The following is a 20043-nucleotide window of genomic DNA, read 5'->3' on the forward strand; positions in this document are numbered from 1 at the left end:
CATGAAATATGGCTTTGAGATTAACCTCTCAAAGCCATAATTTTTGATACATATTTGCCTATGATATCAAATTCCAGATTTACTTTTGTACCTACTTCTACATTTTTTAAGTTTGTGTGTTCAATTGTGTAGGGGATAATTGCGACAGAAAATTGATCAATTTTAGAGTTAACTACAGTCAGGCTAATCCCGTTTACTGTAATAGATCCTTTTTCAACTGTGATATTCTGAAGCTTTGGATCATATTGAAATGTAAATACGAAACTTCCATCTTGATCTTGTTTGTTAATACATGTTGCTACCTGATCAACGTGACCTTGTACAATATGTCCGTCAAAACGCCCATTGGCCTGCGTACAACGTTCTATATTCATGACATCGCCAATCTTTAAATCTTGAAGATTTGTTTTTTGCAGTGTTTCATCAATTGCAGTCACTTGATGCAAATTTTCTTCAATTCCAACAACGGTTAAACAAACTCCGTTATGGGCCACACTTTGATCTATCTTTAATTCATTGGAAATCTGGCTCTCGATATACAAATGAATATTTGTATCTTCTTTGACAATATCTTTGACCTTTCCTAAGGTTTCTATAATTCCTGTAAACATGTGTTTTTCTGATTTTATACAAAGATAAAGATAATCTGAGGATATAAAAACACTTAGAATCATTCTAAATTGTAGTAAGATCACTACAATTTAATATTATTAAAAAAAATAAGAATAAATAATTTGTTATAGTGTAATATATACACTATCTTTGTTGCATCATAATTTAGGTTTATAATTGGTTTTAAAGGTTTTCATTCTCCCCGTTTGAAAACCTTTATTTATTTATAGCGATATTATTTATCTTTTAAGTTTTAATATTGTCATTTTTCTAATTATATAGGTTTTATTTTGATTTCACTGTTTTTTATTCAAAAAACGTTATTGTGTTGGATTTACACCATACCAAATGGGGCATACCAATATCTTATTACTGGTTAAAAGAGTTGCAGTAATGGTATTTTTAGCTTTATTTTTTATTGATAAATAATAAATAATGTATCGTTTTACACTATATTTCCTTATTATTTTTTCAGTGTTCAAATAATTATTTTGTAAGAATAATAAATATATTTTACCTTTGACGTAGGTTTAGGTTGATTACCTCTTTCAAGAGGTACTTTAAAGCCTGGGAAATCGCTCGATTCTCTCAGGCTTTTCTATTTTATAGCCATATTATCAATCATTTTTTTAAATTTGAAGATTAATCATTTATTCCATACTATGCGTATATTATATCTATTTCTATCTCTCTTTTTTTTCCAATCACTTTATGCTCAGAAAGGCATTTTAGTTGAATATCAGCGTTCCAGTAACAATAAAGTTATGGAATCGCAGGATCCGACTTTAGTTTATGCAAATACCGAGCAAACAGTGATTACAAGCCGTAAGATTATGAGCGGTGAAGCGAAGATGCCTTATGAGCTTTTTGTTATTAAAAGACCTTCAAATGCTTATTATAAGATGACACGGGTCAATGCAATGAAACAAATAGGTACAATTGATTACAATGCGATCAATAAACAAAATTTGGAAATTACTAAGGAAACTAAAAAAATATTAGGCTATACTTGCTATAGGGCAAAAACAAGTGTAAACTCGAATAGCATTGATATCTGGTATACGACCGAGCTGAAGGTAAAAGGTGGTCCTTCAGATTTAGGGCAGAACCTTGGCTTTGTACTTGAAGTAGTCCGTAATGGTAATTCTGCAGTAACAGCAAGTAAAATAGAAAAACTAAAGGAATGGCCAACGTCATTAAACTTGCCGCAGTCATTGGTTTATGTTGATGATTTGACCTATAAAGATGAGCTGTGGAAAAGCAGGTTTACACAAGTTCCTGTCTTTAAAAATGAAAAGATCAGCTTCTCTGATGATAGTAAATCGGATAGTATTTTAAGATTTGCAAATGGTACTGTCATTGTTAAAAAAGTGAAAATTCCAAAGATTAATCCAGGACAAACTGTATTTGTGCAATTGACTGAAAAATCTAAAGGTGACGCTTACGATCGTACAGGTTCTGTTTTTATTATTCCACAAGATCAGCAACTGTCTTTTTTAGATGGTATGCAAAAAGGGATGAATACGCTACCGTTTTATGATAATGGTAATGGTAAAAAATACCAAGGCGTGATCCGTACGGCTAATTATTCTCCTATCTTAGAGCTTATGCGCTTCTTTACACCTTTTGGTGTGAGTCAATTTAATTATTTAAAATTGAAGGGCAAGACCTGGCAAGATTCTGTATTATATAGACAGGATATCAGCGAGCTTGCGGGGGCTATCAGTGATCAGGAAGTTTATGTAGGTGCTTTTATTGGAAATTATGATAAAAATGGCCATGAGATAAGTCTTGAATTGACGGTACATCCGGGTTTTGATAGAAGCCAATCATTAAAAAAATTACTGCCAATTTTTAATACTACTAATGTAATGGAAATGGGTGGGCAGGAGTATGGAACGATGTTCAATAAGGATCAAGGTTTGGCAGTAACTTTTGAGTTGAAGGAGGATGCGGAAAATGTTCAACTGCGCTATGTTACTACTGGACATGGTGGATGGGGGAATGGTGATGAATTTGTCCCTAAAACAAATCGTATATTTCTTAACGAAGTGCCGTTATTTAGCTTTACACCATGGCGTAATGATTGTGGATCATATCGATTAAGTAATCCTGCTTCCGGAAATTTTGCTAATGGTCTATCTTCTTCGGATTTGAGTCGTTCTAATTGGTGTCCAGGAACGGTAACTTATCCTATTTTTATCGATATAGGAAAACTTAAATCTGGAAAGCATACTGTCCGTGTTCATATTCCGCAAGGCGAAAGCGAGGGAACAAGCTTCAGCAGCTGGAATGTATCGGGTGTATTGTTATATGACTAAAACGAAAAGGGCTGAAAATATTTATTTTCAGCCCTTTCTAATTATTTTAATATTAATTATACATTGAATCTGAAGTGCATAATATCACCATCTTCAACAATATATGTTTTTCCTTCTACCGATAATTTACCAGCTTCTTTACAAGCTGCCTCAGATCCTAATTCGATAAAATCATTATATTTAATGACCTCTGCACGGATAAATCCTTTTTCAAAGTCTGTGTGGATAACACCTGCTGCTTGTGGGGCTGTAAATCCTTTTTCAATTGTCCAAGCACGAACTTCCTGCACACCAGCAGTAAAGTATGTTGCTAAGTCCAGTAGTGAATAAGCTGCCACGATCAATTTAGAAACACCAGATTCTGCTAAACCTAGATCATCTAAGAACATCTGACGCTCTTCAAAACTTTCTAATTGTGCAATTTCCGATTCAATCTGAGCAGAAATAATTAATACCTGTGCATTTTCATCCTTAACTTCTTCTTTTACACGGTCAACATAAGCATTACCGGTATTGACAGAAGCTTCGTCCACATTACACACATATAATACAGGTTTTACAGTTAGTAATGCTAAATCTTGAATGAAATCGAAATCGTCTTTTTCAAGAGGTGCTGTACGAGCTGATTTACCAGCTTCTAAATGGTCTTTTACAATAGATAAGATTTCGTAAGTGCGTTTTGCATCTTTATCTCCACCTGTTTTGGCCATTTTTTCTACTTTTTGAATACGTTTCACAACAGTATCCAAATCTTTCAACTGTAACTCAGTATCAATGATTTCTTTGTCACGAATAGGATCTACAGATCCATCAACATGGATCACATTGCCGTCATCGAAACAACGTAAAACGTGAATAATTGCATTTGTTGTACGAATATTCCCTAAGAATTGATTACCAAGACCTTCACCTTTAGAAGCGCCTTTTACTAAACCAGCGATATCAACAATCTCAATTGTATTTGGAACAATTTTTTGAGGATTAACCAATTCAGCTAATTTATTAAGACGGGTATCAGGAACAGTGATAACCCCAACATTTGGTTCAATAGTACAAAAAGGAAAGTTTGCCGCTTGTGCTTTAGCGTTAGACAAACAGTTAAATAGTGTTGATTTACCTACGTTAGGTAATCCAACGATACCGCATTGTAAAGCCATAAAATATGCTAGTTTTTTGAATTTACGCAAAGATAAAAAATAAGTCGAAACTTTCTATGTATCTTTAATTATGTTGCAATGGTATAAGATCGATAAGACGAGTATTTATGTTGAAGACCGAATTTATGAGGTAGAAGCGGGGCGTACCCGGTTGTGTATTTTGCATAATGCAAATGGCTGGAAAGCATTTTCTAGGAAATGTCCACATGCGGGAGCTTCATTTGTAACGGCTTGGTGCGAAGGTGAAGAGATTGTTTGTTCTTATCACCGGCATAGATTTAATTTGACAAGTGGCAAAGGTTGTCCCGGACAAGGGGATTTTATTAAGATATACCCTACTAAAGTTGAAAATGAAGAATTGTATGTTGCCATTGAATCTTCAGGTTCTTTCTTTAACAGGCTATTTAAATAAGAGTTTTTTGATTAATGATTGGATACAATTATTTGTTGTGCGGATATTCCTGTATCCAGTTAAAACCACGATTCATTAACTCAAATGTTTTCGGATCTCTTTTTTTAAGTCTGATTTCTTCCAATCGCTCTTTTATTTTTACTTTTAATAGCACATCACCATTCTCCTCCAGTTTATAATCAAAGGTGTAATTGTTTAAGGTCATCTTATTTTCTGATGTATTAAAGCCGACTCCGATTCGTTGTACATTGTAAAAATTATCACGAGCTCGTGCATTTCCTTCATATTCAAAGATTAGAAATGACCAATCATTGGGTATGCTAACTCTTTTTTGTGAACTTGTGTCAATTTGATAGATACCATATAATGGCGATTTTTTTAAATATTGTGCTATTAATTTTTTTTGATTAAAAACACCAAATAGCTGGGTTGAGATAAACAGCATAATCACTAAGACTTTGCATATCGATGCAACCCACTTTTTCCATGCTCTATTGAACACTGGCCTATTAATTTGCTTAAGTTGACTAGACTCGCCTTTGAAAAAAAGATCTGTTAAAGATTTGAGATATGGAAGTAATAAAAATACCGATAATAAGACTAGTGCAGTTGACATCAACTTTACAGGTACATCGTAAAAATAGTTTATGGCCATTATATTTAAACTTGTAGCCACTGTGATTAAAGCGCCTAAAACCATTGTTTTCCTAAACAGGAGTAGGCCTGCCATTACCTCCACAATGCCAATAAAAATATTGTATCCTTTCGAAAAACCAAAGAAATTCCATGCCAATCCCATTGGAGAAAATTCACCTAGAGGTTGCATAAGCTTGGTCAATCCTGGAGGCGGCATTTGCGCATGCATCAATTTGCTTACACCATAGTTGATGAGCATGAATGCAATGTAATAGCGAATAAAGACCGTCAACCAATAATAGCACTTATTGTAATTATTTCTTTTAGTATCTATCAAGGTCCAAATGATGGTTCCCAGAACTCCAATGATAACTAATATCAGAAGTGTTACCCAGTCATAAGAAGTATCTCCGCTACCGTTGGAGAAAATGGAATAGTCGTATTGATATTTTAATATATTTTTCGAAAACCATGGTGTACAGATATGCATTAGCATAATCAATGGTCTATTGATGAAGCTGAAAAGAGGGAATGAACCGTTATTACATATCACTATAAATAATAAAATAAAAACGAAAGAAAAACGGAATCCTATTTTTTTTCCAAAACTCCAGTATATGGTCGTGTTATTAGTGTAATTAATCATAAAAAGGTTTAAATAATTAGCTATTGATTACTAAGATAGTGTTTTCATTTAATTTTCCATTTACTTGCGAGAAATATTGTTGGGATGTTTATAGATTGATGCTAGGAACTGAGTTCGGTATGCTTTTTTTGAATTTTAATTCTTAACAAAGGAAGTTATCTTAATAATCTGTTGCAAATTCAATTATAGTATGATTTATTTTATTTAACTTGGTCGATTGACTTATATATAACACCAATATTATATAGAACCTACAAAAATAATTGGATAATTTATGAAATATTATTGTTTCCTGGCTTCTTTGTTCATCCATAGTCTATGTCAGGCTCAGGATCAAAGAAAAGAGGTCGTTTCTTTAGACAGCGCTTATAAAAGAGCGTATCATATTACAAAACTTACAGGAGAACAGCCTCGAATTGATGGGAAACTGGATGAAACTATATGGAAGGATAAGGGAGAATGGTCGGAAAAGTTTTCTCAGGTAATTCCTTTTGAACGCGTTTATACACCCTCATGGACTCGGATGAAAATATTTTATGATGATGAAAATGTTTATGTAGGAGTTTATTGTAAGGATGTACACCCGGAAACCATGAATGCATTTATTGGTAATCGCGATGATAACAGTAATGGAGATTTGATCAGTATTGCATTTGACACCTATCATGATTATCGTGTGGCATCTGAATTTAATGTTAATCTGGGGGGAAATAAGACAGATTTGACGGTGACGGATAAATTATCTGTCAATCTGAGTTGGAATACTGTGTGGGAAGGACGGACGAATATCGACCTTGCAGATTCAAGCTGGACGGCAGAACTGAGGATTCCTTTTAGTCAATTACGTTATAATCAGAAAAATGAAGATGGTATTTGGGGTTTACACGTAAGGCGTATCATTCGGAGAAATAATGAGGTCCAGAATTGGAGTTTAATTCCAATAAAAAATAATGGACATGTTTTTTCTTTTGGAGAGATGCACGGTATGACAGACTTGCCAAAGCCAAGAGGAATTGAATTTTTGCCATACACGATGAGCAAATTTGTCCGAAATCCGAAAGTACCTAACAGCCCTTTTCAGAAAGGGAGCAGGTGGCAAGCCACTGCGGGTTTAGATGCGAAATTTGCACTGAATGATTTTACACTGGATATGACTATAAATCCAGATTATGGTCAGGTTGAACTGGATCCGTCGGTCATGAATTTATCTGCTTTCGAGATTTTTTATGATGAAAAGAGACCTTTTTTTCTTGAAGGTAAACATATTTTGGAGTTTGATAATAATGAAGAGGGGATGATGTTTTACTCCCGTAGAATAGGAGCAATGCCTACTTATCGACCCAAAAATATAGATAATCTGACAAGTTTTGCGAGCACACCAAATCCTATTCCCATTTTAGGTGCTATGAAGTTAACGGGCACGAACAGAAATGGTGTTACAGTTGGGTTTCTGGAAAGCATTACTGCGGAGACTACTTCTAAACTGATGCGAAATGGTGAACCCGATAAAGAGATTACAGAGCCTTTAACCAATTATACGGTGGCTCGTGTACAAAAAAATTGGGAAGGTAATACGCTATTAGGTGGTATGGTAACTTCGGTAAATCGTAAGTTAGGAAGAAAACATCTGGAAGATGCAATGGTTGAAAATGCTTTCACAAGTGGAGTTGATTTTACGCAGTACTTTGCTAAGCGTCTTTACTATATCGATGCAAAAGGTATGTTCAGTACTTTACATGGCTCAGCGGATGCGATCCTTAATACGAAAATGAATGCGACCCACTATTATCAACGTGAATCAGGCTCGGGGTATCTGAATTTAGATCCGGATAAGAAGATCTTACAAGGTACAGGTGGTTATGTAAAAGTGGGTAAGAGAGGAAATGCACAATGGAATTTTGCAGAAACTTTTAGTTGGTCATCACCGGGATTCGATCTTAACAATGTGGGGTATCTTCGTCAATCTGATTTTAAATTTAATGAATCTGAGATCACCTATCGAAAAACAGATCCATGGGGCCCATTTCGTTTTGCAGGAATTAATCTAACGCAGAAAAATATGTGGAATTATGGTGGAAAGGCTATTAATAATAATATTGCACTCCGTTGGAGGAGTTTAAGTACGAAACGTCGTATCGAAATGGATATCAAGGAAACCTTTAACTGGAATACCATTGATAGCCGTCAACTTCGTGGAGGGCCAGACTTAAGATTGAATTCTAATTTTGAATCTAATGTAATGGTTAGTTCAGATCGTGCAAAACGGATCGTTTTTAAATTAGATTATAATGGGCGACACTATTTGGAACAAGAGACAGGGTATAATGCAATACACCCAAGTATGATCTTCCGGTTAGGGGACCATGTTCGTCTTACAGGACAGCTAAATTATGCATGGAATAAAGATAATCTGCAATATGTAAATAGTATTTTACCAACGGAAAACAGTACAGATCGCACGACCTATGTTATGGGGCGTATGAAACAACAAACCTATGGTATTACCTTAAATATGCAGATGAATCTAACACCTGATATTTCAATTCAATATTATGGTTCTCCTTTCACTTCAGTTGCTAAATATGATCACTTTAAAGAAGCCGCGAATACAAATTCTCACACTTATGAGGATCGTTTTAGAACGTTTACTGCAGAGGAAATAAGTTTTAATTCAGGTGTTTATGAAGTTGATAAAGGAAACCATGTGCTAAAGTTCAAAGATCCAAACTTTAGTTTTAATGAATTTCGCTCAAACTTAGTTGCGCGCTGGGAGTATCTTCCTGGATCTACTTTGTATCTTGTCTGGGAACATAATCGATCTAATCGTGACGAGATTTATCAAACCGGCTGGGGAAATAATCTAGATCGGATGTTTGGGTTACCCGCAAGCAATACTTTTATGATGAAGATCAATTATTGGATCAATATGTAGTATTCGCTTCTTATCTTGCTGAGGATAAGAAGCGAATAGTTTTTTTATAATGCTATCTCAAACAAGCTAAATGATCCTTCTTTATAATGTTCAGGTAATTCTGTGGTCCATTTAATTTGACTTACTCCTTTAAATATAAAACCACAGCTTATGTAGTAGTTGTTTATTTTATCATTCCCACTATGAGTATCTAGTCTAATGAATTTTTTTTCATTTGCAATTGCATATTCTTTAGCCCAAGCGACGATTTTTGTTACATAAGAATTTCCTCTAAATAGAGGATTTGTCGCTATTCTGTGAATATAAATTGCGTTATCGTTAGCAGATTCTTTCCAGATAACATCATCTTTGAAAGTAAGTACAAATGTACAAGCTACAACTGATCCTTCTAGTATAACAAAATGTCTATTTTCATCGATCTCCTTTTGTACCTGAGCTAATTTAAACCCCTTCCAACCTTTATTACCAACTTGTAGTTTATATGCTGAGGCCTGTTCGTAAACTTTGAAGATATCCTCAATATCATGAGCTGTGCTGTTTCTTATTTCCATTTCTAAATAAATTTCTGATGTACCTGCTTATTTTCGCTTTAGTAACATCATTTGGTGATCTGTGGCAAATATATTTTATTTTTTCCTTTAACAGGGCAAGGATAATGGGATTCAATTGAAAAAGATAGGGATCCACCAGATTTCTATAAGCTCTAGGACCAAATGGAAGTTTTTAGCTGATGAACAATGAAGCTTAATTTTTTTAGTCAATTTCAAAGATAGCTTGAATTTCAACAGCAGAATTTACAGGAATGGAAGATGCACCAAATGTTGCGCGGGCATGCTTTCCTTTTTCTCCGAAAACATCAACTGTAAGATCAGAGGCTACGTTCATTAAGTCAGCATGCTTGGTATAACCTTCGGGTGTATTGAATATTCCAGTTAACTGAACACAGCGTTTAACCTGTTCGAGATTTCCGCCAACAGCTTCGTTTAGCACAGCTATCACATTCAGCATTGTTGTTCTGGTCGCTTCTTTTACTTGTTGTTCGTTGAGTTCTTTTCCTAATTTTCCAGGGTTAAGAATCTTTCCGTCTTTTAACGCTACCTGGTTGATGAAGATTAAATTACCTGTACGAATGTAAGGTTTGTAATTACCTGCTGGTTGGGGAACTTCTGGTAGTGTAATCTTTTTTTGTTTTAATGTTGATGCAACTGTTGTTTTATTTTCTAACAAAGGAACAGTGCTCTTAAAGAAGGTGCCTTTTAAGGCAAGTGCAATTTTGGCAAAATTTTCACCTTGGAGCTTAATTAAATAGCGCTCACTTTCGCTTGGTCTTTCGACATTTTTTGCAGAGGAAAGACTTGTTGTACCCAATACCGTGTTACCTTGTGGAATTTTGACGTCAATTTTTTCATTACCACGAATGCCATTTGAAACGAGTACCATCCCATGTACAGCGAGGCTATTCCAAATGGATTGAATGGCTAGTTCTTTACCCGCGCCGCTACCTGCAGACATGAAAACGGTAGCAGGCATACCTTCCAAACCATGTTTTGTCCAAAGATCGACAGTCATTGATAAAAATTCGCTCATAGCAGTACTCATGTTCCCAAAATAAATGGGTGAACCAAAAGCTATTCCATCATATGATGAAAGTTCATTTGGGGTAGCAACAGGAATTTCTTTTAATTTTGCTTGCTCATTTTTTTTAACCATTTTGATAATTGCGTCTGCTTGATTGGAACTTTCTAGTCCTTTTGCAAATTCTTTAGCAAGCTCATAAGTGCTTCCATTGTCGGAATGTATGAGTACAAGTACACGCGCTTTTTTTTGTTGTGCGTGTGCTACAATTGAAAATATTGATATTAATGCGATTAATATATTACGTAAGTTAATCATAGATCTTAATTATTATGTTCACTTACAAAATTAGGTAAGTCATTTTTAGTAAATTTGCCAAAAACAACATGCAAAACGACAGATCGAAATGCGGACTTACGGAACAAGGTAAAGGAATCTATGTAGATCTTATTCCAAAGGATATGTATGTTTGGTATGAAGATAATTGGCAACATGATGAACATGAGCATCTTCATGCGCGAAGTCAATTAACTTTTGTAGAAGAGGGGTACCAGTATTTTCATCTGGATCGTAATATATACCTTGTTCCTAAAAATCATGTTATCTGGATTCCTTCGGGTCTCAAACATCGTGTTGTTTCGGAAGCTTCACAGGTGAAACTTATGGTCGTCTTATTTAAATCTGATTTAGAAAACAGTTTTTTTCAGGACATTCATGTATTTCCTGCACCGGCTGTTTTAATAGAGATGCTTCGTTACGCATCAAAATGGAATAAACTTCTTAATGAGGATGAAGAACAGGCTATATTCTTAAAAGCATTGCAGACTAGTCTGCCTAATTTTTGCAAAGAGAGCAATTACTTACAAATACCTGTACCTGGAGATCAACGTTTGTTGTCTGTTTGCAATTATATAAATAATCACTATACTATAAACCTTAAAATTGAAGAACTTGCCGCGCAGTCCACATTGTCAATCCGTACACTGCAGCGTTTGTTTAAAAAGGAAACAGGAATAACCTTAAAAAAATACATACAACTTATTCGGGTGCTCAAGAGTATTGAGCTCATCGATACGAAACAACATACTTTAAGTGAAATTGGTTTTATGGTTGGATATAAAAGTTTAGCTGCTTTTACAGCGTCTTATTATTCCATTATGCGAAATCATCCAAATAGGAAATATTAAGAAAATCTCTTTTTAACTGTATCGTTTGCGATGATTAAAATAAAAAATCCAATGTAACTGTTGTAATTACATTGGATTTAATGTTGCTGATTAGCCTTTTATACCTTTTATCCAGTCTTTAAACTTGGTGATCTGTTCTTGCACAAAAGATTCATGATCATCATTTTCGTTACTTCCTATTGGTAAAATATGTTCAAAGTATGAACCTTTCAATACCTTTCTTAATAGACCTTCTCCAACGAAAGGCTTATCGTCGTTCAAAGTTTTAGCCGCTTTCAAGAGGTGGCGGATATCATATTGTAAAGGATTAATATCTGGAACTTGCTTATTCAGGTTCAGTAATTCATATACTGCGATTCGTGCTGTTCTCACCGAACTTTCCATGGTGAACACGACATCATTATTTGTTTCAATAAATTGCCCCACAAGGCCTAAATTTTTGCAACCATTTGGGACTACTCTTGGGCGGTCTCCTTTGGCGCGAGGCATAAACATGGAGGTGATGTATGGCATGAATGAAGTTCTTACTATGGTGTTTTTAATCACATCATCCAATTGATCCACAATACCTAGATGAAAACATAATTCGCTCAAAATTTCATCTCCTGTACATGCTGGCATTGTTTTTTTGATGTAGTTACCTTGTTTATCCATAAACAATGCATATACCCATAGAACGAGTACATCGTCAGGTTGTCCAGGGAAATGGGGTTGCCTATTGCAGGTAAAACTCATCAACCAATTGGAATCTGTAATCGTAATTATACCTCCAGTAACTGTTTTTCCAGAATATGGATCGTTTACCGAATATTCCTTCAGTTTATCAATTAAAGCAGAAGGTTTACAAGTTAATGTAGCTGATTCCCACGATGACTTTTCAATATTACTACAAAATTTCTCTGGTTTTCCAAATACTTCCGACTTAGCAGCGAGATTTTTCCATAATTTCCATCCGGCACTTTGTCCACTTGTACTGTTATCGATTTCAATAATGGGTGCTGTTTTATTGTCGCCATAAAACGTATCTTCGGTCATAGAGCCTGTAGTAACGATCACAAAATCTTCCTTTCCTACTGGAATGATTACTTCCTTTCCATCTTGTTCAGTAATGATACTTTCGACGGTTTTCCCTTCCGTATTGCTGTGAATATGTAGATCACTAACTAATACATTTAATCTGATATTAACGCCCTTTTTCTGTAATACACGACGTAATGGTGTAACGAAGGTGTCGTACTGGTTATATTTTGGAAATACAAGCGAAGATAGGTCATTTAGCCCATCAATAGCATGTAGAAAGCGATGCATGTATAGTTTTAGCTCCAGTAAACTATGCCAGTTTTCGAAAGCAAACATGGTTCGCCAAAAAGTCCAGAAATTACTGCTCAAAAATGACTCACTAAAGTAATCCGATATCGTGATATTGTCTAAATCTTCTTTTTTCTTTAATAAAAGTTTAATGATAGCAAGCTGGTCTAATTTTGCTAATCCAAATTTGCTGAAGTCCTTAATTTCTCCATTGTTATGGATCAACCGTGCTTTGGAAAAATTGGAGTCATTATCATTGATCAAACGGTATTCATCAAGAACTGAATAAGGTTCAGGCATTTCAAGAGCAGGAATATCTTGAAATATGTCCCACAAATTTTCGTAGGTCATATCCATTTCTCGTCCTCCCCGAATCACATAGCCTTCTGTAGCATTCCCAGATCCGTCCAGGGAACCGCCATCAATGTGAAGTTGCTCTAGAAAGACTATGTTTTCTGCAGGAATATGTCCATCTCTTATGAAATAGTAAGCGGCCGACATACCTGCAATACCACTTCCAATAATATACACTTTACTATTTCGATAAGATTTTGGGGGAATACCTTTATTGCGTTGATAATTACCAATTTGATCGGAAAATGGCATTGATTTCTGAGGAGTATTTCGCTGTTGTTCTTTGCTTGAATCGGGTTCGTGATTTACATTACCATAAGAACTAGATGCATTAAGTACTTTTTCAAATTTTGAGGTGATTTCTTTCATGATACTGATTTTTTCTTATTTCTAATTTTTACTAAATAATGAGCATTCTTTTTAAAATTTATTTTTCCATTCTAAAATCTAAGCTAATCTGGTTCGCTTAATATGTTAATTGATGCTTTTTAAGTACCTTACTTAATGAAATATTTTTTCACTATCGCTACTGATTCCATAACAGTAATTAATAGATTTTTGTTTAAAATAATTGTTAATTAATGTAAATTCATCTTTTTGCGGTTATTTAAATGCGCTAATTTGTTTTTTTTAAGTGTAGCATATGAAATGTAAGTATGTGTTATAAGTGACATATTCAAACGTTTTCGTAAATAATTAATTTGTTTTGGTGGATTTTTAGAGATGTAATTGATACTATTGTTTTAATTTTAATAAAATGATAAACCAACTGATTGAAAAATTACCATGATGTATGTTTTCAATTGTAAACCGTTTTATATTATTTCTTGATCAATAATCATATTTATGAGTTAATTTCATAAATTCTTTAATTATTGTTTTTACTAAAGCATTTATCATTGCAATTTATGTGAAAACATATAGTGATTGTCCTGATCATATTGATTAAATATGAATAAAATGAGCCTTGTGCTCAATAACTAATTATGTAGGTGAAACTATTATAGATCAATTCATGCTTTATACGTGATTCATCTTGTTTAAAAATATAATTCCAATGAAAAAAAATGCAATTGTCAAAGCAGTCTTTATCGGTGCAATGTTAAGTAATGGCGTATTCTCATATGCTCAGATGAATACAGATACAGAAAAAGGGTGGATGAGTCTATTTGATGGGAAAACATTAAATGGCTGGAAATCTGTAGGAGGCAAGGCACCCTATTCTGTAGAAGGGGATGCTATTGTTGGACGGATGACTAAAGGGACACCTAATTCATTTTTAATCACCGATAAGGAATACGGTGATTTTATATTAGAGCTAGATGTGAAACTTGAGGGAGACCAAACAAATTCGGGTATTCAGACACGGAGTCATTTAGACCCTACTGCGAATGGCGGACTTGGCCGGGTGTATGGTCGTCAGGTTGAAATTGATCCTACTTCAAGATCATGGACAGGTGGAATATATGATGAGGCACGTCGTAGTTGGCTTTATCCGCTGGATCTAAATGAAAATGCAAAGAAGGCTTATAAGCAAGAAGAATATAATCATATCCGCATTGAAGCTATTGGAGATGAGTTACGTACCTGGGTAAATGATATTCCGGTCTCCTATGTCGTGGATACAATTGACCGATCTGGATTTATAGGTCTACAAGTACATAGTATACCTGAGAAATTAGATGGAAAGAAGGTTTACTTTAAAAATATCAAGATCCAAACTTCTAATTTAAAATCTCGTGCTTTTCCTAAAGATATTTACATCGTAAATCTAAAACCTAACGACGTAGTTGCTTCTGAGAAAAAAAATGGAGTTAAATTGCTATTTGACGGAAAGAGCAGCAATGGGTGGCGTAGTGTTAATGGGGCAAAATTTCCGGAAAAGGGTTGGGAAGTAAAAGATGGGCAATTAATGGTTTTGAAGTCCAATGGTGGTGAGTCCACTAATGGTGGCGATATTGTGACAAAAGCTAAATATAAGGTTTTTGATCTATCATTTGAATTTAAACTCAGTCCGGGAGCTAATAGCGGCGTTAAATATTTTGTAACACTCAAAGAGAAGACAAAAGGATCTGCTATAGGCTTGGAGTATCAGGTGTTGGACGATAAGCTGCATCCAGACGCAAAGTTAGGTAGAGATGGCAATCGTACATTGGCTTCACTGTATGATTTGATGACATCAAATCAAGATGGACGTGCTCGCAGACCAATTGGTGAGTGGAATAGAGGTCGTGTTGTAGTGACTGCCGATAATAAAGTTGAACACTATTTGAATGGTGTTAAAATGTTGAGCTATGAACGAGGTTCTAAAGAATTTAAGGACTTGGTTGCAAAAAGCAAATATAAGGATTGGGTGAATTTTGGAGAGGCTAATGAAGGTTATATTCTATTGCAGGATCATGGCGATCAAGTATCATTCCGAAGTATTAAAATCAATGCTAGTAACTAAATTATAAAAGTATGAATCATTATTTATCGCGTAGAAGTTTTATGAAAAAATCTGCGTTAGCGGGTGGAGCTGTATTAATGGCAAATAGTGTATTTGGAAACATTAATTTGGCGAAGCCTAATGAACGTGTTAATTTAGCTTGCGTAGGTTTGGGAAACAGAGCTGGAGAAATCATCAAATCGTTATATAAGACCGGTTTATGTAATATTGTTGCCCTTTGCGATGTTGATCTGGGCGCTAAACATACACAGGAGATTCTTTCGATGTTTCCTGATGTACCCCGATTTAAGAATTTCAGAATTATGTTTGATAAAATGTCTAATCAGATTGATGCTGTAAGTATTGGAACACCTGATTTTTCCCATTTCGCGGTTACAATGTTAGCTTTAGATCTTGGGAAGCATGTCTACGTAGAAAAACCTATGGCAAGAACTTTTCTGGAAGTTGAATTGATGACAAATAAAGCAAAGAAATCCCCCAAGCTAGTCACGCAGATGGGTAATCAGGGACATTCGGAATCTAATTATTTTCAATTTAAAGCATGGAAAGATGCTGGAATTATTAAGGATGTGACGCGTATTGATGCACACATGAATATGCCTCGTAGATGGCATGGTTGGGATGTGCATATGAAAAGGTTTCCAGCTGCTACAGCTGTTCCTCAGACATTGGATTGGGATCTGTGGCAGATGCAGACTATGGGGCATGACTATAATAAAGATTTCGTCAATGGGCAATGGCGATGCTGGTATGATTTTGGCATGGGCGCACTTGGTGATTGGGGAGCACATATATTGGATACTGCTCATGAATTTCTTAATCTGGGTTTACCTACTGAAATTACAGCCGTTAATCTGGAAGGACATAATTCATATTTCTTTCCGATGTCTTCTACACTTAAGTTTCATTTTCCAAAAAGAAGGAGAATGCCTGCAGTAGATATTAATTGGTACGATGGATTGAACAATCTTCCTCCGATACCTGAAGGTTATGGTGTTTCAGGATTAGATCCAAATATTCCTGCACCAAGTACAGGGAAGCTTGAACCAGCAAAATTGAACCCAGGTAAAATTATCTATAGTAAAGATCTTCTATTTAAAGGCGGTTCACATGGAAGTACGTTACAAATCATTCCAGAATCTAAAGCGCAAGAACTGCAGTCAAAGTTACCTGTGGTACCAAATTCGCCATCAGACCATTTTGCTAATTTCTTAAAGGGATGTAAAGGTGAAGAAAAAACAAGATCGCCGTTTGAAATAGCCGGGCCATTGAGTCAAGTTTTTTGTTTAGGTGTTATTGCACAGCGTTTAAATACAAAGCTTATTTTTGATTCTGAAAAGAACGAAATTGTCAATGACATTTTTGCTAATGCTTTATTGGCCGGCCCTCCACCTGCAAAAGGGTGGGAGGAGTATTATCGCATGTAGCCTTAGTTTGAAAGATAGTTGTTGTCGAATAATACCAATAGAGCAATCGCAAATTGCTCTATTGGATTATAGGGGATAAATATGTAAAATAATTATGTGGTGCATATTTAGTGAATAATATTTTTTAATAGGAACTAAGGGAAATTGGATTATCCTTATTTATTATTAGCAAGAATTGCGATATCCTTAACTTCTATAGTATGTGATGGATATCCGTTAACAGTAATATTTATCATCGCTTTTCCTACCTCTTGTAACGTTAAAAAATAGTTTTTATTGAATGCTCTCAATAATGGAAAAATAGCGTTAATTACTCTGTAAAATCCTTTTACATTTTTAGCCCCTTTATTGGGCTTCATAAATGCTGGTCTGAAATTGTAAACAGATTTAAAAGGAAGTTTCAAAAGATCATTTTCTGTTTTTCCTTTTACTCTTGCCCACATTTGTTTCCCTTTTTCACTGCTATCCGTACCCGCTCCAGATATGTAGCAAAATATGCTATTGGGATTGACCTCAGCAAAGGTTTTTGCAAAACCTAAGGTTAGATCATAAGTAATCTTGGTAAATTGATCTTCATTTATGCCTAAAGATGAAATTCCGGCACAGAAAAAACATGCGTCATATTCTTTTAATTGATCAGAAATAACGGAGATAGTACTAAAGTCGCTGTGCAGGATTTCCTTAATTTTCCCTCCCGAATATCCACAAGGTTTTCTACCAATGACAAGAATACTTTGAACTTTATCATCAGCAATGCATTCCTGTAGGACACCTTCTCCGACCATTCCACTTGCGCCGGTGATGATCACTTTAATTTTGGAATTAGTCATTTTGTAGTGGTTTCGTTTATTGAGTGTACGTATAGTTTTGAAGTCATTTATGATCGTTTATTAATGATTTAATGAGGTGCCGAACATGCTCTTTTCTGATTTGAAAGTATTTTCCCTAAATTTTTATAAGGCTCAATATTAATCCATTGATCTTGCTCATAGATTAGTTCATTACTAATTTAATGAAAATTAGTGTTAAAATCAATGAAAGCCAGTACTCGATTCGATGATTTATTTTAATGTAATCGTTGTCATTTTTACTGTGTTAGGTTCATTATACAGGCATAATTGTTGTGTGGATATTTAATGTGGAAAATATTGATTTATTGGTCAATTATTTTCTAGAAAAATGGATATGTAGCTATCAATTAAATGATTTGATTATGAAGTCTATTCTTATTCTCACCGATTTTTCTTCCGCTACAGAGCAAACAATAGGTTATATCAAAGAAAATGGATTACAGCTTGGTATAGAACGGATATTGATTTATCATTCATTTGGTCCTCAAGGTATTGACACATTGGTGCCTGATGGAATTAAAATTCCTATTCTAGGTGATGAACATCAATTATTTGAAAATTCAATTGCCACACTTCAAAAATTTCGCAATGAATTATTAGAAGCATTGCAAGATGTCGAGATCGATGTTTTGATTGACTCTAAACCTGTTGTTGAGGCTGTTCATGAAATCGTACAGGAGAAGAATATTGATCTTGTCGTATTAGGTATAAATGGAAGTGATGATGGGGGTAAAAACAGTGTTGGAAAAATACCTGCCCATTTACTGAAAAACCATAGTTTAGATCTTCTGCTTGTTCCTTCAAACTCGAAATCATATCGTATGGATAATGTAATGCTGGCTTGCGACCTAAAAAATATTGTTCAAATTCTTCCTGATAAGAAGCTAAAAGATTTTGTACATGATCTAAACGCACATCTTTTTGTAGTCAATGTTGGTGAGGAAAATGATATGGATGCGGTATCTGTAGTACAGGAGCAGACCGTTTTACATGAGCTTATCGATGATCTCAATCCTGAGTTTCACTATTTAAAAAGCAAAGATACCGTGCCGGTTTTACTACAATTTGCACAGTCTAAACAAGTTGGACTCATTGTTGCAGTACCTCTTAAAAGAGGTTTTTTAGAAAATTTATTTCATAAAAGCGAAACAAAAAAGTTAACATTAAATACCAGTATTCCATTATTACTGATGCATAAAAGGTAAGTGTTAATTTCTTACTATATATTATTGATAAACCTCTTATTAAAAAATATTGATTAAATTCATTTTTATATTACTTACATGGAAGGAATTATTGGAATTACAGCAAAAATTGTGATTGGTATTGTTGCTGTAGAACATCTTTATATTTTATGGTTAGAGATGTTTGCATGGGAAACCAAGGGTAAGGAAACATTTAGATCTTTACCTAAACACTTATTTAAGGATACCAAAGTTCTAGCCGCAAATCAAGGCCTCTACAACGGCTTCTTATCTGCTGGTCTTTTTTGGTCGCTTTTAATAGGAGACTCTTTATGGCAACATAATATAGCTTTGTTTTTTCTAAGTTGTGTTTTTATAGCGGGTATTTATGGGGCTGCAACAGCAGAAAAAGGTATTTTTTTTAAGCAAGCATTACCAGCTTTGATTGGAATTATACTTCTATTATTAAGTTAGAAAAGTTTTATAATTAACTGTTATATATTTTGTTGTATTTATTTGTGTGAATATTCACTTTAGTATTTGATATTTATTTTTAATAGATAATCTTTGTTTTGGATATTTATAAAAGCTATTTTTGCCCAAATTGACTTTCAACAAAGAATGAATCTAGGACGAATTTTTATTATGACAATGACTATGGTCTTTCTAATGAAACCGTTTGTTCCTACGCTTTTTTATTTGGCGAATGTCAACTATATCAAGGAGTATTTTTGTGTGAACAAAGATAAACCGATGTTGCATTGTGAAGGTACTTGTTTTTTGGCTAAGAAAATCGCAGAATCCAAGAAAAAGGAACAATCTGATCGCCTTCCGGTTGATAATGCAATGGTTCAAGTTGATTGGATCAAAGAAATTCAACATTGTTTCTTAAGTCCTATTATACAAAAATCTAGTAAAGTTGCTTATATCCCAGTTAATTATAATAAAATATATCTAGGAAATCCTTTTCGTCCTCCCCAGTTTACATAAAA

Annotated in this window: 16 protein-coding genes; 9 read left to right on the forward strand and 7 right to left on the reverse strand. The window is 34.6% G+C overall.

Going from position 1 to position 20043, the window contains the following annotated elements; genetic code table 11:
* Window positions 1-20: 20 nt before the first annotated feature.
* A complete protein-coding gene (locus FHR29_RS05110; protein ID WP_132768434.1) occupies window positions 21-611 on the reverse strand; it encodes a riboflavin synthase in 591 nt (196 codons plus the stop codon).
* A gap of 663 nt (window positions 612-1274) precedes the next feature.
* Between FHR29_RS05110 and FHR29_RS05115 the strand changes: the two genes are divergently transcribed.
* Window positions 1275-2933: a GLPGLI family protein gene (locus tag FHR29_RS05115; protein WP_183912860.1), complete on the forward strand. Its 1659-nt coding sequence runs from the start codon at window positions 1275-1277 to the stop codon at window positions 2931-2933.
* Between the two features lie 56 nt (window positions 2934-2989).
* Here the strand turns inward: FHR29_RS05115 and ychF are convergent, their stop codons facing one another.
* Window positions 2990-4090, reverse strand: a complete 1101-nt coding sequence (gene ychF / locus FHR29_RS05120) for a redox-regulated ATPase YchF (RefSeq protein ID WP_021191342.1) — start codon at window positions 4088-4090, stop codon at window positions 2990-2992.
* A 70-nt stretch (window positions 4091-4160) separates the two neighbouring features.
* On the opposite strand from ychF, the gene FHR29_RS05125 reads away from it, so the two are divergent.
* On the forward strand, window positions 4161-4502 hold the full coding sequence (locus tag FHR29_RS05125; RefSeq protein ID WP_183912862.1) for a Rieske (2Fe-2S) protein: 342 nt from the start codon (window positions 4161-4163) through the stop codon (window positions 4500-4502).
* Window positions 4503-4530: 28 nt separating this feature from the next.
* Here FHR29_RS05125 and FHR29_RS05130 read toward each other — a convergent pair whose 3' ends face one another.
* The gene (locus FHR29_RS05130) at window positions 4531-5784 is read right to left on the reverse strand and encodes a hypothetical protein (protein ID WP_183912864.1); all 1254 of its coding nucleotides are present in this window, start codon (window positions 5782-5784) and stop codon (window positions 4531-4533) included.
* Between the two features lie 274 nt (window positions 5785-6058).
* Here FHR29_RS05130 and FHR29_RS05135 point away from each other — a divergent pair, with 274 nt between their 5' ends.
* Entirely contained in the window at window positions 6059-8716 is a 2658-nt protein-coding gene (locus tag FHR29_RS05135; protein WP_183912866.1) for a DUF5916 domain-containing protein, read from the forward strand.
* 44 nt (window positions 8717-8760) lie between these two features.
* Here the strand turns inward: FHR29_RS05135 and FHR29_RS05140 are convergent, their stop codons facing one another.
* Both FHR29_RS05140 and FHR29_RS05145 read right to left on the reverse strand, forming a co-directional pair.
* Window positions 8761-9267 (reverse strand): GNAT family N-acetyltransferase, encoded by a 507-nt coding sequence (locus tag FHR29_RS05140; protein ID WP_183912868.1) that lies wholly within the window; start codon window positions 9265-9267, stop codon window positions 8761-8763.
* Between the two features lie 202 nt (window positions 9268-9469).
* Window positions 9470-10609, reverse strand: coding sequence for an Atu1372/SO_1960 family protein (locus FHR29_RS05145; protein WP_183912870.1), 1140 nt, complete (start codon window positions 10607-10609; stop codon window positions 9470-9472).
* Window positions 10610-10677: 68 nt separating this feature from the next.
* On the opposite strand from FHR29_RS05145, the gene FHR29_RS05150 reads away from it, so the two are divergent.
* Entirely contained in the window at window positions 10678-11478 is an 801-nt protein-coding gene (locus FHR29_RS05150; RefSeq protein ID WP_183912872.1) for an AraC family transcriptional regulator, read from the forward strand.
* Window positions 11479-11568: 90 nt separating this feature from the next.
* Here FHR29_RS05150 and FHR29_RS05155 read toward each other — a convergent pair whose 3' ends face one another.
* Complete coding sequence (locus FHR29_RS05155; protein WP_183912874.1) at window positions 11569-13509, reverse strand: oleate hydratase; 1941 nt, start codon at window positions 13507-13509, stop codon at window positions 11569-11571.
* A gap of 688 nt (window positions 13510-14197) precedes the next feature.
* Here FHR29_RS05155 and FHR29_RS05160 point away from each other — a divergent pair.
* The gene (locus FHR29_RS05160; protein ID WP_183912876.1) at window positions 14198-15589 is read left to right on the forward strand and encodes a DUF1080 domain-containing protein; all 1392 of its coding nucleotides are present in this window, start codon (window positions 14198-14200) and stop codon (window positions 15587-15589) included.
* A gap of 11 nt (window positions 15590-15600) precedes the next feature.
* The gene (locus tag FHR29_RS05165) at window positions 15601-17016 is read left to right on the forward strand and encodes a Gfo/Idh/MocA family oxidoreductase (protein WP_183912877.1); all 1416 of its coding nucleotides are present in this window, start codon (window positions 15601-15603) and stop codon (window positions 17014-17016) included.
* A gap of 155 nt (window positions 17017-17171) precedes the next feature.
* Here FHR29_RS05165 and FHR29_RS05170 read toward each other — a convergent pair whose 3' ends face one another.
* Window positions 17172-17846, reverse strand: coding sequence for a hypothetical protein (locus FHR29_RS05170; RefSeq protein ID WP_021188317.1), 675 nt, complete (start codon window positions 17844-17846; stop codon window positions 17172-17174).
* 383 nt (window positions 17847-18229) lie between these two features.
* Between FHR29_RS05170 and FHR29_RS05175 the strand changes: the two genes are divergently transcribed.
* From FHR29_RS05175 to FHR29_RS05185, 3 genes are all read left to right on the forward strand, one after another.
* Window positions 18230-19072 carry a universal stress protein gene (locus FHR29_RS05175; protein WP_183912879.1) on the forward strand — a complete coding sequence of 281 codons (843 nt, stop codon included), beginning with the start codon at window positions 18230-18232 and terminating at the stop codon, window positions 19070-19072.
* Between the two features lie 78 nt (window positions 19073-19150).
* On the forward strand, window positions 19151-19525 hold the full coding sequence (locus FHR29_RS05180) for a DUF1304 domain-containing protein (protein WP_206368295.1): 375 nt from the start codon (window positions 19151-19153) through the stop codon (window positions 19523-19525).
* Between the two features lie 93 nt (window positions 19526-19618).
* On the forward strand, window positions 19619-20041 hold the full coding sequence (locus FHR29_RS05185; RefSeq protein ID WP_183912881.1) for a hypothetical protein: 423 nt from the start codon (window positions 19619-19621) through the stop codon (window positions 20039-20041).
* Window positions 20042-20043 lie beyond the last annotated feature (2 nt).

The sequence above is a fragment of the Sphingobacterium sp. JUb56 genome (assembly GCF_014191365.1).
Classification (GTDB): Bacteria; Bacteroidota; Bacteroidia; order Sphingobacteriales; family Sphingobacteriaceae; genus Sphingobacterium; species Sphingobacterium anhuiense.

Excerpts from the sequence above, each read along its gene's own strand:
- FHR29_RS05145 (WP_183912870.1), bottom strand. The coding sequence starts at position 10,609 with ATGATTAACTTACGTAATATATTAATCGCATTAATATCAATATTTTCA.
- FHR29_RS05140 (WP_183912868.1), bottom strand. The coding sequence starts at position 9,267 with ATGGAAATAAGAAACAGCACAGCTCATGATATTGAGGATATCTTCAAA.
- FHR29_RS05115 (WP_183912860.1), top strand. The coding sequence starts at position 1,275 with ATGCGTATATTATATCTATTTCTATCTCTCTTTTTTTTCCAATCACTT.
- FHR29_RS05160 (WP_183912876.1), top strand. The coding sequence starts at position 14,198 with ATGAAAAAAAATGCAATTGTCAAAGCAGTCTTTATCGGTGCAATGTTA.
- ychF (WP_021191342.1), bottom strand. The coding sequence starts at position 4,090 with ATGGCTTTACAATGCGGTATCGTTGGATTACCTAACGTAGGTAAATCA.
- FHR29_RS05155 (WP_183912874.1), bottom strand. The coding sequence starts at position 13,509 with ATGAAAGAAATCACCTCAAAATTTGAAAAAGTACTTAATGCATCTAGT.
- FHR29_RS05130 (WP_183912864.1), bottom strand. The coding sequence starts at position 5,784 with ATGATTAATTACACTAATAACACGACCATATACTGGAGTTTTGGAAAA.
- FHR29_RS05180 (WP_206368295.1), top strand. The coding sequence starts at position 19,151 with ATGGAAGGAATTATTGGAATTACAGCAAAAATTGTGATTGGTATTGTT.
- FHR29_RS05125 (WP_183912862.1), top strand. The coding sequence starts at position 4,161 with ATGTTGCAATGGTATAAGATCGATAAGACGAGTATTTATGTTGAAGAC.
- FHR29_RS05150 (WP_183912872.1), top strand. The coding sequence starts at position 10,678 with ATGCAAAACGACAGATCGAAATGCGGACTTACGGAACAAGGTAAAGGA.
- FHR29_RS05135 (WP_183912866.1), top strand. The coding sequence starts at position 6,059 with ATGAAATATTATTGTTTCCTGGCTTCTTTGTTCATCCATAGTCTATGT.
- FHR29_RS05175 (WP_183912879.1), top strand. The coding sequence starts at position 18,230 with ATGAAGTCTATTCTTATTCTCACCGATTTTTCTTCCGCTACAGAGCAA.
- FHR29_RS05165 (WP_183912877.1), top strand. The coding sequence starts at position 15,601 with ATGAATCATTATTTATCGCGTAGAAGTTTTATGAAAAAATCTGCGTTA.
- FHR29_RS05170 (WP_021188317.1), bottom strand. The coding sequence starts at position 17,846 with ATGACTAATTCCAAAATTAAAGTGATCATCACCGGCGCAAGTGGAATG.
- FHR29_RS05110 (WP_132768434.1), bottom strand. The coding sequence starts at position 611 with ATGTTTACAGGAATTATAGAAACCTTAGGAAAGGTCAAAGATATTGTC.